Here is a 13,249-nt window from a genome sequence, read left to right as displayed (position 1 = left end):
TGCTCCCGCACGGGCGGCTTGCATCTTCCGGCTGCCCTTATTCCAGCAGCTTCAAGGCTTCGGCTGTGGCGGCTTCGATGCGCGCCCAGTCGCCGGCGCGCACCCAGGCGCTGTCCATCATCCAGGTACCGCCTACGCACATGACGTTGGGCAGGGCCATGTAGTTACGCACGTTGTCCGGCTTGACGCCGCCGGTTGGGCAGAAGCGGATGCCCGGGAAGGGTCCGGCGAATGCCTTGAGGGCCGCCGCACCGCCCACCACTTCCGCCGGGAACAGCTTGAAGCGCCGGTAGCCGCGAGCGTGGCCGAGCATGATTTCCGAGGCGCTGCCGACACCGGGCAGCAGCGGCAACGGGCTTTCGCGGCCGGCGTCGAGCAGCTCGGCGGTGCAGCCGGGGGTGACGATGAACTGCGCGCCGGCGGCTTCGGCGTCGGCGAGCATGTGTTCATCCAGCACGGTGCCGGCGCCGATCAGCAGGTCCGGGCGCTGCTCGCGCAGCAGGCGGATGGCGGTGAGGCCGTGCTCGGAGCGCAGGGTGATTTCCAGGGCGCGCAGGCCGCCGGCGGCCAGGGCGTTGGCCAGGGGCAGGATGTGTTCCTCGCGCTCGATGGTGATCACCGGGAGGATGCGCGCTTCGGCGCAGAGGCGGTCGATCATCTCGACCTTCTCGGCCATGCTCGGCACGTTGCGCGCGGGGGAGGAATTCGCGGTCATGACAGGTCCTTCGGGCTCAAGGGCACCAGTAGATCTCGAGGGGCTGGTGGAGGAAGGCGCGGATCGGCATGGCCGCCACGTCTTCACCGGCCAGCGCGGTGGCCAGGGTGTCGAGCTTGCCCTGCCCCTGCACCGCCAGCAGCGTGAGGCGCGCGCCGGCCAGCAGCGGCAACGGCATGGACAGGCGCTGGCGCGGCACGCTCGGCGCCTGCATGGGCACGCAGCGCCGGGTGCACGAGTGGCTCAAGGCGTCGTCCAGGCCGGGGCTCTTGGGGAACAGCGAGGCGGTGTGACCATCCTCGCCCATGCCCAGCACCAGCACGTCGATGGGCTGCGGCAGCTCGGCGAGCGCGGCATCGGCCAGGCGCGCCGCCTCGTCCAGGCTGGCGGCGGAATGGTAGAGGCCGATGAAGCGTGCCTTGGCCGCCGGGCCTTGCAGCAGGTGAAGACGCACCAGGCCTTCGTTGCTGTCGGCGTGGCCCACCGGCACCCAGCGCTCGTCGGCGAGGCTGACGGCGACGCGGGACCAGTCCAGTTCCTGGGCGGACAACCGCTCGAGGAAGGCGATGGGGCTGCGCCCGCCGGAAACCACCAGGGAGGCCACGCCGTGGGAGTCGATGGCCGAGCGCAAGGCGCCGGCCACGTGCAGGGCCAGTTCGCCGGCCAGTTGTTCGGGGCTGCCGAGGCTGACCCCGGTGACCTGCGTGGGCAGGTCGAGATTACAGATCGCCATACCAGCTCCTGCCGTCACGGGTGATCAATGCGATGGATGCGACCGGCCCCCAGGTGCCGGCCGCGTAGGGTTTGGGGGAGTCGCCCAACTGCTTCCAGCCGTCGATCAACTGGTCGCACCATTGCCAGGCGTACTCGATTTCGTCCTTGCGCACGAAGAGGTTCTGGTTGCCCTGCATCACCTCCAGCAGGAGGCGTTCGTAGGCATCGGGGATCCGCGCGCTGCGGTAGGTGTCGGAGAAGCTCAGTTGCAGCGGGCCGCTGCGCAGCTGCATGCCCTTGTCCAGGCCCTGGTCCTTGGTCATCACCTGCAGGGAGATGCCTTCGTCGGGCTGCAGGCGGATGATCAGCCGGTTGCTGATCAGCGGGCGCTGCTCGGGGGCGAAGATGTAGTGCGGCGGCTCCTTGAAGTGGATGACGATCTGCGACAGCTTCTGCGGCATGCGCTTGCCGGTGCGCAGGTAGAAGGGCACGCCGTTCCAGCGCCAGTTGCGGATGTCGGCACGCAGGGCGACGAAGGTTTCGGTGTCGCTCTGGGTGTTGGAGTTCTCTTCTTCCAGGTAGCCCGGCACCGGGCGGCCCTGGGTGCTGCCGGCGATGTACTGGCCGCGCACCACCTGCTGCGCCACCTGGGCGGCAGTGATGGGCGCCAGGGCCTTGAGCACCTTGACCTTCTCGTCACGGATGCTGTCGGCGGAAAGGTCGCTGGGCGGGTCCATGGCGATCAGGCAGAGCAGCTGCAGCAGGTGGTTCTGGATCATGTCGCGCAGCTGGCCGGCTTCGTCGAAGTAGCCCCAGCGGCCCTCGATACCCACCTGCTCGGCCACGGTGATTTCCACGTGGGAGATGTGGTGCTGGTTCCACTGGGTTTCGAACAGGCTGTTGGCGAAGCGCAGGGCGATGAGGTTCTGCACCGTCTCCTTGCCCAGGTAGTGGTCGATCCGGTAGATGCGGTTCTCGGGGAAATGCACGGCCACCGCGTCGTTGACCCGACGCGAGGATTCCAGGTCGTGGCCGATGGGCTTTTCCAGCACCACGCGGGTGTGGCGGGCGCGCTCGACGCGGGCCAGGCCCTCGCAGATGGCGCCATAGACCGAAGCCGGCGTGGCGAAGTAGGCGATCAGCCGCTCCTCCGGGCCGACGCGCTCGGCCAACACCTGGTAGCCCTCGGCGTGGAGGAAATCCATGGGCAGGTAGCTCAGCCGTGCCATGAAGCGCTGCAACACGGCTGCGTCGATCTCCCGCTCCGGCACGTAGCCACGCAGGTGTTCCTCGATGGATGCCAGGCGAGCGCCGCCCTCCTCGCTTTCGCGGGCCAGGGCGAGGATGCGCGTGTCGCCATGCAGCAGGCCGGCGCGGTCCAGTTGGTAGAGCGCCGGGAACAGCTTGCGCAAGGCCAGGTCGCCGAGGGCGCCGAACAGGGCGAAGGTGCAGGGTTCTACGGATAAGGAAGCCATAATGATTGTTCTTTTACGAGGTTGAACTAGAAATACACGGTGATAATGGCCATTTCAAGAATAAATGTAGTAATAAGAACAACATTTTGTCACCCTCCTGTTACCTCTGGCTCTGGCCGGTGCCCCTCATTACGATAGGCCACCGATTTTGCAGGCCCCTTGCAAGGAACCTACATGGACCGCGTACGCAATCTTCTGGAGCAGATCCAGGGACGACTCGAAGACCTCAACAAGGCCGAACGCAAGGTCGCCGAAGTCATTCTCCAGGACCCACAGCAGGCGACGCGCTTCAGCATCGCCGCCCTCGCCCAGGCCGCCAGCGTCAGCGAGCCTACGGTGAACCGCTTCTGCCGCTCCTTCGGCGTCAACGGTTACCCGGAGCTGAAGATGCAGCTGGCGCAGAGCCTGGCCAGCGGCGCCGCCTACGTCAGCCGCGCGGTAGAGGCGGACGACGGCCCCGAGGCCTACACGCGCAAGATCTTCGGCAGCGCCATCGCGTCCCTGGACAGCGCCTGCAACGCCCTCGACCCGCAGCTGATCAGCCGCGCCGTGGACCTGCTGATCCAGGCCCGGCAGATCCATTTCTTCGGCCTGGGCGCCTCGGCACCGGTGGCCCTGGACGCCCAGCACAAGTTCTTCCGCTTCAACCTCGCCGTGTCGGCCCATGCCGATGTGCTGATGCAGCGCATGCTGGCTTCGGTGGCCCACACCGGCGACCTGTTCGTGATCATTTCCTACACCGGCCGCACCCGCGAACTGGTGGAAGTGGCGCGCCTGGCGCGGCAGAACGGCGCCTCGGTGCTGGGCCTGACCGCCGCCGGCTCGCCGCTGGCCCGCGCCAGCACCCTGAGCCTGGACATCCCGCTGCCGGAGGACACCGACATCTACATGCCGATGACCTCGCGCATCATCCAGCTCACCGTGCTCGATGTGCTGGCCACCGGCGTGACCCTGCGCCGCGGCGTCGACTTCCAGCCGCACCTGCGCAAGATCAAGGAAAGCCTCAACGCCAGCCGCTACCCCGCGGACGAAGAGCCGGGCTGAGCCCCTTTCAAGGGCAGACCCATGGTTGCGGGATTGATTCGGGGCCGGTGGTCGGGGGATGGCGTTGCTTTTAGCCCTCCTGGAAGGGAGCCCAACCAGGCCTCGGAGCATGCAGCCGCCCCTTACTCTGGACGTAGGGTGTGCTGCGCGCACCTCGAACTCGCCGGAAGCACCGAGCGGAGGTGCGCACGGCACACCCTACGGCACGCGTTCATCCTGCCGAGTTTCGTAAATGCCTGCTCCCGGGCTGAAGCCCGGGCTACCTGCTCTCGCGGCATCCATGCCGCTCGCCCCCCTGCGCAACGACTGCGTTCGGCCTCCTGGAGGGGCGTTGGCGGCTGCTCCAACTTTCTTCGTCCAGCGCATCGCCACGTGGTGCGCACAGGCATTCGTAGGATGGGTAGAGCGGAGCGAAACCCATGCGGTGGAGGTGGAAGAAATCCCTAAATGCCCGGAAAGCACCGTGCTTGAGCGCTTGCATTAGAACCACAACAGCTAACGCAAACAGAGCCAATGAATTCGCTCCTACAGGGAGTGCCCCGCCGCTCCCGGGCTGAAGCCCGGGCTACCTTAGGGATTCATTCCACTCGCGCCTTGAGCTGAATGCGTGCTTCTTCCCCGGGCGCGAGGATCTGGCTGCCGGTGCCGCAGGCGGCGGCTTCGATGCTGGCGAAGCCGAGGCCTTCCTTCCAGCTGACATCGCTGAGTGGGCGGCTGCCGGGGTGCCAGACCACGGTATTGGGTGAACCGCCGGTGTCGATGCGCACACGGCGTTGCCAGCCGGCGTCCTGCAGGTGCAGCGGGCCGGCGTGATCGAAGATGCGATGACAGCCTTCCACCGGGCGCAGCTCGCCCTGCTGGGTGAAGCGCTGGCGGCTGAGCAGGTCCTGCCCGCTGGCGCCCTCCAGTCCCAGCACGGCGACCCGGGCGATGTCGCTGATGCTCCAATAGGCATGCAGCGCCTGGCTGAGCACGCAGGGTTCCTGGTCGCCATGGCGGGTGGTCAGGGTCAGCGCCAGTTCATCGCCCAGCTCCGCCTGCAGCTCCACCTCCCAGTCATGCAGGGCCAGGCGCCAGCGCAGGCGCACGCCGGCGTCCGAGCTTTCGCGCTCCTGCAGGCGCCAGTCCGTGAGGCGTGCCCAGCCGTGGTGGGGCCAGCCGCTTTCCTGCGGGTGGCGACCGAACCAGGGCCAGCACACCGGCACGCCGCCGCGTATGGCGCCGAGCCTGGGCCAGCGCGCGGCGCACCAGAGCAGCGGGCGTTCGCCGCGCGGCTGGAAGTGCAGCAGCTGGCCGCCCTGGCGGGCAAAGATGGCGCGGCAGCGCGGGTGATCGATCAGCAGCAGCTCGCGCCCCTGCTCGCTGCCCCAGCGGAAGACCTGGCGCACACCGGGAACGAAGAGCCCGGCGAGCGGATGCTCCACGGGCTCGGTCGCCAGTTCCAGGCCATGGCGGCGCGGTTCGCCACGACTCATCGCAGGGCCGCGCCGCGCAGGCTCACTTCCACCAGTACTCGATCTGCACACCGACGTTGGAGCCGTGCAGGTCGGTGCCGTAGGCGCCGGTGTCGGAGAGCGCCGAGCCGGCCGCCAGCAGGCTGGCCGAACGCTGCGCCGCTTCGTTCCAGCTGGCGTAGGTGTAGTAGAGGCGAATTTCCGGGCGCTCCCAGAAGCCCGGGCCGGCGGGCGACCAGGTGGGGGCGATGGTGAACTTGGTCAGTTTGCGGGTGCCGCCAGGGGCTTCCACCTGGTCGCGACCCAGCTCGGTGACCAGCTTGAACTGCTCGGTGATGGCGTAGACCGGACGCACGCCGACCGACAGCCAGTTCTGGTCGGCGCCGTCGGGGCGCTTGTCCTTCTGGTAGACGACCTCGAACTGGCCACCGAAGCGCGGGGTGATCTGCCAGTCGAAGAACTCCACGGCGCGCCAGCTGGAGGCGCTGTTGTCCAGGGTCGGGTCACCGGTGTAGCCGAGGCCGGTGCCCGGGCCGCGGCCGTACTGCAGGGCGAAGGTGTTGGCGCCGCCGGCGAAGGGATTCTGTTTGTGCTGCGCGGTCACCGCCCAGCCACTGTGGGAGTCGGTGCTGTCGGGCTTGTCGATGTAGCTGAAGCCCACTTCCATCTCGCCGCCGGGGTTGGTCTGGAAGCCGCCGACGTTGAAGTCGTGGCGGTTGATGTAGGGCTTCTGGTCGTAGTTGTCCTTGCGCGAGAAGACGTAGCTGTACTTCAGGTCGCCGATGGCCACTTCGTCGAAGCCGAAGCCGGTGGCGCTCTGGTTCCAGTAGTAGAAGTCGGAGATGTGGATGTCGTTACGCTTGTAGAAACGACGCCCCGCCCAGAAAGAGCCGCCATTGAGGGCGGGCATGTTGCTCCACTCGGCGTACATCTGGTTCATCCGCGCGAAGCCGTAGTCGCCGGTGAACTTGGGCGTATGGCCGTACTGGTTGTACAGCTGGGCCATGCCTTCGAGGCTGATCACCGAACCGTCGTCGAGCTTGAACACGTCCTGGCGCAGGTCCAGCTCGATGTACTGCTCGCACTCGTTGCCGAGGCGGTACTTGGACTGCGCCCCCGGCAGCTGGAAGCACGACTGGGTGCCGCCGTCGGTGGAGCTGCCGGCGCCACTGCGCATGTAGCCGGTGAACTCCAGTGCATTGGCCGCTCCGGGCAGCGCCAGCATGGCGCAGGGCAGCATCCACCAACTCTTCTTCACGTTCATATCCACTCCAGTTTTTATTGTTGTATTGCCTTGGATATCAGGGCCGTCCCTGGGCTCGGATGGCAGCCGGGGCGGCCTTCCTTTCAACGCCCCTTGAACTGCGCGACATTGCCCGCGCGCTCAACGGTTCGTGACTTTCCCAGCCCACCCAGCCGTTCACCGCTCTGCGCGTCGAAGAGCAATACCTTGCTGGGATCGAAATACAGCGAGAGGGTTTCACCTATCTGCGGCGCGGCGTCCGGCGCCAGGCGGCAGCAGACCTTGGTCTGGTTGAGGCTGGTGAACACCAGGGTGTCGGGGCCGGTGGGTTCGGTGACTTCGATTTCGGCGCGGATGCTCGGCAGGCTGGCGTCGGCCGGCGCACTGGCGAGGATCTGCTCGGGGCGCACGCCGAGGATCACCTCGCGCCCTTCGATGCCCTCCCCCAGCTCGCCCAGGGGCAGCTCGCAGCGGGCCTGGCCGCTGTCCAGCAGGGCCCACAGCTGGCCGTCGCGGCGCTGCAGGCGCAGGGGGATGAAGTTCATCGGCGGCGAGCCCATGAAGCCGGCGACGAAGAGGTTGGCCGGGTCGTTGTAGATCTGCTGCGGGGTGCCGAACTGCTGGATGACGCCGTCCTTCATCACCGCCACCTTGTCGCCCAGGGTCATGGCTTCGATCTGGTCGTGGGTGACGTAGACGGTGGTGGTCTTGAGGCGCTGGTGCATGAGCTTGATTTCGGTGCGCATCTCCACCCGCAGCTTGGCGTCGAGGTTGGAGAGCGGCTCGTCGAACAGGTAGATCTTCGGCCGCCGTGCCAGGGCCCGGCCCATGGCCACGCGCTGCTGCTGGCCGCCGGAGAGCTGGCCGGGCTTGCGCTCGAGCAGGTGCTCGATCTGCAGCAGCTTGGCCACGCGGCTGACTTCGGCCTCGATCTCGGCGGCAGGCAGCTTGCGGATCTTCAGGCCGAAGGCGATGTTCTGGCGCACGCTCATGGTCGGGTACAGGGCGTAGGACTGGAACACCATGGCGATGTCCCGGTCCTTGGGGCTCATGCCGCTGATGTCGGCACCGTCCACGAGTATGGCGCCACCGGTGATGTCCTCCAGCCCGGCGATGCAGTTCATCAGGGTGGATTTGCCGCAGCCCGAGGGGCCGACGAGGATCAGGAATTCACCCGAGTCGATGGACAGTTCGATGTCCCGGAGGGTGTCGGCCAGGCCGCTGCCGTAGCGTTTGTTGACGTTGCGCAGTTCGAGGGTTGCCATATCAATCTCCACAAATGAGTAGCGTCGCGGGCACGCGCAACGGCGTTCAGCCCTTGACCGCACCGGCGGTCAAACCCCGGAGGAAGTACTTGCCGGCGAACACGTAGACGAGCAGGGTCGGCAGGCCCGCGATCATCGCGGCGGCCATGTCGACGTTGTATTCCTTGGCCCCGGTGCTGGTGTTGACCAGGTTGTTGAGGGCCACGGTGATGGGCTGGCTGTCGCCGCTGGCGAACACCACGCCGAAGAGGAAGTCGTTCCAGATCTGGGTGAACTGCCAGATCAGGCAGACCATGACGGTGGGCACCGACATGGGCAGCAGGATGCGCCCGAAGATGGTGAAGAACCCCGCGCCGTCGAGCCGCGCCGCACGCACCAGGGCGTCGGGGATGCTGACGTAGAAGTTGCGGAAGAACAGCGTGGTGAAGGCCAGGCCGTAGACCACGTGCACCAGCACCAGGCCGGCAGTGGTGTTGGCCAGGCCGAACTGGCCGAGGGTGAAGGACGCCGGCAGCAGCACCACCTGGAACGGCAGGAAGCAGCCGAACAGCAGCGCGCCGAAGAACAGCTGCGAGCCACGGAAGCGCCACATGGACAGCACGTAGCCGTTGAGCGCACCGAGCAGCGTGGAGATCAGCACCGCCGGCACGGTGATCATCACCGAGTTCCAGAAGTAGCCGCCGACCTGGGTCCAGGCCTTGGCCCAGCCGATCAGGGTGAACACGTCCGGCAGCGACAGCAGGTTGCCGGTGCGGATGTCGTCGGGGGTCTTGAAACTGGTCAGCAGCATCACCACCAGCGGCACCAGGTACAGGGCGCAGGCGAAGATCAGGGTCGCGTGGATGGCCAGGCGGCTGAGGCTGAACGGGGGTTTTCCGGCCAGGCTAGTCATGGCGCTTGTTCCTCAGTTCGGAATACAGGTAGGGCACGATGATCGCCAGCACGGCGCCGAGCATGAGCATGGCGCTGGCCGCGCCGAGGCCCATCTGCCCACGGGTGAAGGTGCTGGCGTACATGAACATCGCCGGCAGGTCGGAGGAGTAGCCGGGGCCGCCGGCGGTCATCGCCGCCACCAGGTCGAAACTCTTGATGGCGATGTGGGCGAGGATCATCAGCGCACTGAAGAACACCGGGCGCAGGCTCGGCAGGACGATGCGCAGGTAGATGGTGGGCAGGCTGGCGCCGTCCACCTGGGCGGCGCGGACGATGGATTGGTCGACCCCGCGCAGGCCGGCAAGGAACAGCGCCATGACGAAGCCGGAGGATTGCCACACGGCGGCGATCACCAGGCAGTAGACGACGCGGTCCGGGTCCACCAGCCAGTCGAGGCGGAAGCCTTCCCAGCCCCAGTCGCGCAGCAGCTTGTCCAGCCCCAGGCCGGGGTTGAGCAGCCACTTCCAGGCGGTGCCGGTGACGATCATCGACAGCGCCATGGGGTACAGGTAGACGGTGCGGATGAAGCCTTCGCGGCGGATGCGCTGGTCCAGCAGCACGGCGAGGAATACGCCGATCACCAGGCTGATGGTGATGAACAGCCCGCCATAGACCAGCAGGTTGTGGCTGGCGACCCACCAGCGGTCGTTGTCCCACAGGCGCTCGTACTGCTGCAGGCCCACCCACTTGTAGCTGGGCATGAAGCGCGAGTTGGTGAAGGACAGCAGGAAGGTCCAGAGGATGTAGCCGTAGAAGCCGACCAGCACGATGAGCATGCTCGGCGCCAGCACCAGCTTGGGAAGCCAGCGTTGCAGCGCATCCAGCGGCGATGCCTTGGCGAAGACTGCGGTTGAGCTCATGGGGCACTCCGTATGACAGGTGACGCGAACAGCCCGCTCTCCCGGAGGGAGCAGAGAGAAATCGAGGCAGCAGGAACCCGTGGCGCCTGCCGGCACCTGGAAAATCGTCGGTAAGGGAGGGGCCGCTTACGCGGCCCCGGAGGTCACTGCACGGCCTGGATGGCGGCAGCCAGCTGCTGGGCGGCTTTCTTCGGGTCCGCCGAGGGGGAGTTGAAGAAATTGGTGACCACATCGAACACGGCGCCCTGGACGTAGCCCGAGGAGGCCATCAGGTGCGCCATGCTCGGCTGCAGCCCGCCGTTGCCGACGGCTTCCTTGAAGTCCTTCATGGAGGCCTGGGCGCAGCTGTCGAAGCCGCTCATGTCGACGTCCTGGCGCACCGGGATGGAGCCCTTGTTCTGGCTGAACAGGGTCTGGAACTCGGTGCCCATGACGATGCGCGCCAGGTCTTCCTGAGCACTGCGGTTGGCTTCGTCCTTGAGCTTGAACATCGTCAGCGAGTCGATGTTGTAGTCGAAGCTGCCCTGGGTGCCGGGGAACGGCACGCAGAGGTAGTCCTTGCCCGCCACCTTGCCGGCGGCAGTCCATTCGCCCTTGGCCCAGTCGCCCATGATCTGCATGCCGGCCTTGCCGTTGATGACCAGCGCGGCGGCGGAGTTCCAGTCGCGGCCGGCGGCGTTGGCGTCGATGTAGCCGTGGAGCTTCTGCAGGGTGGCGAACACCTTGACCATCTTGTCGCCGGAGAGGGTCGCCGAATCCAGCTCGACGAAGGCCTTGTGGTAGTCCTGCGGGCCGAGAATGCTCAGGGCGATGTTTTCGAAGGTGGTGCCGTCCTGCCAGGGCTGGCCACCGTGGGCGACGGGGATGAAGCCGGCGGCCTTGAGCTTGTCGGCGGCGACGAAGAATTCGTCGAGGGTGGTGGGCGGCGTGGCGCCGGCCTTCTTGAACACCTCGGGGTTGATCCACAGCCAGTTGACCCGGTGCACGTTGACCGGCACGGCCACGTAGTGGTCGTCGTATTTCATGATGCCGGCGACCTGCTTGGGCAGCAGTTGGTCCCACTTGCCCTCCTCGGCCACGTTGTCCATCTCGGTGAGCAGGCCGAGTTCGCCCCACTCCTGGATGTCCGGCCCCTTGATCTGCGCGGCGGACGGCGGGTTGCCGGATACGGCGCGGGTCTTGAGCACGGTCATGGCCGCCTCGCCACCACCGCCGGCGACGGCGAAGTCTTTCCAGGTATGGCCTTTCTTCTCGACCAGTTCCTTGAGGGTATCGGCGGCGCGTTTTTCGCCACCGGAGGTCCACCAGTGCAGAACCTCCACTTCACCGGCTAGGGCGGAAAGGGGGAAGAGCGAAGCGAGGGATACGACAACGGCCAGGCGAGAGAACGCATTCATGAGGGGATCACCTTTTTGTTTTTATGGCTGTGCAAGTCGGTGCTTGCGCATGCCAGGAGTCTAAACAGGATGGTCGGAACGCCGGGTAACAAAGGGATGCCCGAAGGTCACAGCTCGGTTACACAGAACGGAAACTGCCTCGGTTGGTTCAACCCATCGCCGACACCACCCGGGGCGGGTTCGGCGCCTTGCGGTGCAGGCGGCGGAAGTCCCTCGGGGTGCTGGCCTTGAGCGCGAGGAACTGGCGGTTGAACAGCGAGAGGTTGGCATAGCCCACCTGCTCGGCGATGCGTACCACGGCCAGGTCGGTAGCGATCAGCAGCGAACAGGCGCGACCGATGCGCAACCGCGTGACGTATTGCACGGCGGTCATCCGCGTGTGGCGGCGAAACATCCGATGGAAAGCCGAGACGCTGACGCAGGCGAGTTCGGCCAACTCGGGGATGGAAAGCGGCTCGGCAAAGCCCTGGTGCAGCCGGTCCAGCACCCGCTGGATGCGCGGGTCGGCCGTGGGCATGGCGGCAGGCGTGGCCGGTGCGTTGGCGAGGTGCAGCACATCCGGGTCGCGACAGAGTTGCAACAGGACGTCCAGCAACAGCATCAGGCGCCGGCCCGGCTCCGCCCCCCGCATCGCTTCGATCAGCGGGCGCACGCCGGCGCGGGTCGCCGCACCGAAACTCAACCCCTGCTCCGCACCCGCCAGCAGCACGCCGATGTCGCGCAGCTCGGGGAACATGGCCAGCAGGCCATTGGCCCAGTCACGGTGGAACCAGATGACCAGCGCCACATGGGGCGACCCGGCGTCGATCCGCTCGCGGGAGCACCAGCTGTGGGGCAACCCGGGGCCGACCAGCACCAGGTCGCCATCGTCGTAGGGCTCGATGTCGTCACCGATGTAGCGATGGCCACGGCTGTTGAGGGTGAGGGTCAGCTCGTACTCCGGGTGGTGGTGCCACTCGAAGGGGATGCCCTCCTCCAGGCGCCGGTTCAGCAGTGCCCAGGAGGCCCCGTCGTCGGGAGTGATGGTTTCGAGGAATGCACGCATGCCGGCACGATAGCGCAACCGGTGAACGCACTCACGCCATAAAAGTATCGGTTTCCACCTCTAACCGCGGCATCGGCGCCGCGCCCCGCTGGATAGCCTGCGAAGCGTTCCCATAACAACAACGCAGGAGAACGACATGGCGACCCTCTACACCGACGGGCACGGCAACCACCCTGGCGCGGGGAGCGCCACCACCCCACTGCACGCCATCGACAAGCGGCGCCCGCTGCGGGTGCTGAGCGAGGCCGACTGGCAGCACTGGACCCGCAAGGGCTATGTGATCGTGCGCAACGCGGTCAGTGCCGCCGAGGCCGACGCGGTGGTGGCGATGCTCTGGCGCTTCCAGGAGATGGACCCGCACGACCCGAGCACCTGGTATCGCCCGCAACTGCGCGAACACCGCATGACCGAGCTCAACAACACCGGAATGGTGGAGGTCTACAACCACCAGAGCCTGTGGGACACCCGGCAGAACCGGCGCATCTACGACGCCTTCGTCGACATCTGGGACCGCGAGGACCTGTGGGTGGCCATCGACCGCGCCAACCTCAACCCACCGAACAAGGCGGCCCGCGCGGCCGGGAAGAAGGACGGCTTCATCCACTTCGACGTCGATGTGTCGCAACGGCCGCTGCCCATCGCCGCCCAGGGCGTGCTGTCCCTGGCGCCGCAGGACGACGAGGTCGGTGGCTTCCAGTGCGTGCCCGGCATCTTCGAAGCGATCGAGCAGTGGTGGTCGCGCCAGCCCGAAGGCGCCAACCCCTTCAAGCCGGATATCGGCACGCACGCCATCGAAAACATCCGCCTCGACAAGGGCGACCTGTTGATCTTCAACAGCCTGCTGGCCCACGGCGTGCGCCCCAACCGCTCGGAGGATCGCGTGCGCCTGGCGCAATACATCTCGATGTTTCCGGCGGATTTCGACAACGAGGCCCTGCGCCAGGCGCGCATCCGCACCTGGGCGGAGCAGACCCACCCGCTGGGCGACCCCTTCCCCGGCGACCCGAGGGAGTACGAACGCCGCCACTTCGCCCGTGCCGAGCTCAGCGAACACGGGCGCCGCCTGCTGGGGCTGGAGCCCTGGCCCTGATGCGCAGTGGCGAG

General features: G+C 66.7%; 12 protein-coding genes. 2 read left to right on the top strand and 10 right to left on the bottom strand.

Features of this window, described 5'->3' with window-relative positions:
• Positions 1 to 37: 37 nt before the first annotated feature.
• The 3 genes from PSm6_RS23905 to zwf are packed head-to-tail and all read right to left on the bottom strand — an operon-like array spanning position 38 to position 2,904.
• Positions 38 to 715, bottom strand: a complete 678-nt coding sequence (locus PSm6_RS23905; RefSeq protein ID WP_263403051.1) for a bifunctional 4-hydroxy-2-oxoglutarate aldolase/2-dehydro-3-deoxy-phosphogluconate aldolase — start codon at positions 713 to 715, stop codon at positions 38 to 40.
• 16 nt (positions 716 to 731) lie between these two features.
• A complete protein-coding gene (gene pgl, locus PSm6_RS23900) occupies positions 732 to 1,448 on the bottom strand; it encodes a 6-phosphogluconolactonase (protein ID WP_265168421.1) in 717 nt (238 codons plus the stop codon).
• Complete coding sequence (zwf, locus tag PSm6_RS23895) at positions 1,435 to 2,904, bottom strand: glucose-6-phosphate dehydrogenase (protein ID WP_021222870.1); 1,470 nt, start codon at positions 2,902 to 2,904, stop codon at positions 1,435 to 1,437. Before zwf ends, pgl begins: the two co-directional genes overlap by 14 nt.
• Before the next feature lie 174 nt (positions 2,905 to 3,078).
• On the opposite strand from zwf, the gene PSm6_RS23890 reads away from it, so the two are divergent.
• Positions 3,079 to 3,948, top strand: a complete 870-nt coding sequence (locus PSm6_RS23890; protein WP_021222869.1) for a MurR/RpiR family transcriptional regulator — start codon at positions 3,079 to 3,081, stop codon at positions 3,946 to 3,948.
• A 578-nt stretch (positions 3,949 to 4,526) separates the two neighbouring features.
• Here PSm6_RS23890 and PSm6_RS23885 read toward each other — a convergent pair.
• The 7 genes from PSm6_RS23885 to PSm6_RS23855 form a co-directional block, all read right to left on the bottom strand.
• Positions 4,527 to 5,423 (bottom strand): D-hexose-6-phosphate mutarotase, encoded by an 897-nt coding sequence (locus tag PSm6_RS23885; protein ID WP_265168420.1) that lies wholly within the window; start codon positions 5,421 to 5,423, stop codon positions 4,527 to 4,529.
• A 22-nt stretch (positions 5,424 to 5,445) separates the two neighbouring features.
• Positions 5,446 to 6,666 carry a maltoporin gene (locus tag PSm6_RS23880; protein ID WP_371876965.1) on the bottom strand — a complete coding sequence of 407 codons (1,221 nt, stop codon included), beginning with the start codon at positions 6,664 to 6,666 and terminating at the stop codon, positions 5,446 to 5,448.
• A gap of 83 nt (positions 6,667 to 6,749) precedes the next feature.
• Positions 6,750 to 7,910, bottom strand: coding sequence for an ABC transporter ATP-binding protein (locus PSm6_RS23875; protein WP_021222509.1), 1,161 nt, complete (start codon positions 7,908 to 7,910; stop codon positions 6,750 to 6,752).
• Between the two features lie 46 nt (positions 7,911 to 7,956).
• Positions 7,957 to 8,802, bottom strand: coding sequence for a carbohydrate ABC transporter permease (locus PSm6_RS23870; RefSeq protein ID WP_021222508.1), 846 nt, complete (start codon positions 8,800 to 8,802; stop codon positions 7,957 to 7,959).
• On the bottom strand, positions 8,795 to 9,703 hold the full coding sequence (locus PSm6_RS23865; protein WP_263403046.1) for a carbohydrate ABC transporter permease: 909 nt from the start codon (positions 9,701 to 9,703) through the stop codon (positions 8,795 to 8,797). The genes PSm6_RS23870 and PSm6_RS23865 overlap by 8 nt, the downstream gene beginning before the upstream one ends.
• A gap of 143 nt (positions 9,704 to 9,846) precedes the next feature.
• Positions 9,847 to 11,100: an ABC transporter substrate-binding protein gene (locus tag PSm6_RS23860; RefSeq protein WP_021222506.1), complete on the bottom strand. Its 1,254-nt coding sequence runs from the start codon at positions 11,098 to 11,100 to the stop codon at positions 9,847 to 9,849.
• Positions 11,101 to 11,248: 148 nt separating this feature from the next.
• Entirely contained in the window at positions 11,249 to 12,145 is an 897-nt protein-coding gene (locus PSm6_RS23855) for a helix-turn-helix domain-containing protein (RefSeq protein WP_265168419.1), read from the bottom strand.
• A gap of 136 nt (positions 12,146 to 12,281) precedes the next feature.
• Here PSm6_RS23855 and PSm6_RS23850 point away from each other — a divergent pair, with 136 nt between their 5' ends.
• Positions 12,282 to 13,235, top strand: coding sequence for a phytanoyl-CoA dioxygenase family protein (locus PSm6_RS23850; RefSeq protein WP_265168418.1), 954 nt, complete (start codon positions 12,282 to 12,284; stop codon positions 13,233 to 13,235).
• The last annotated feature ends 14 nt before the right edge of the window (positions 13,236 to 13,249 follow it).

This window comes from Pseudomonas solani (genome assembly GCF_026072635.1).
In the GTDB taxonomy this organism is placed as follows: domain Bacteria; phylum Pseudomonadota; class Gammaproteobacteria; order Pseudomonadales; family Pseudomonadaceae; genus Metapseudomonas; species Metapseudomonas solani.
Note: the sequence above shows the minus strand (reverse complement) of the source record. Positions and strands in the feature narration are given on the sequence as shown.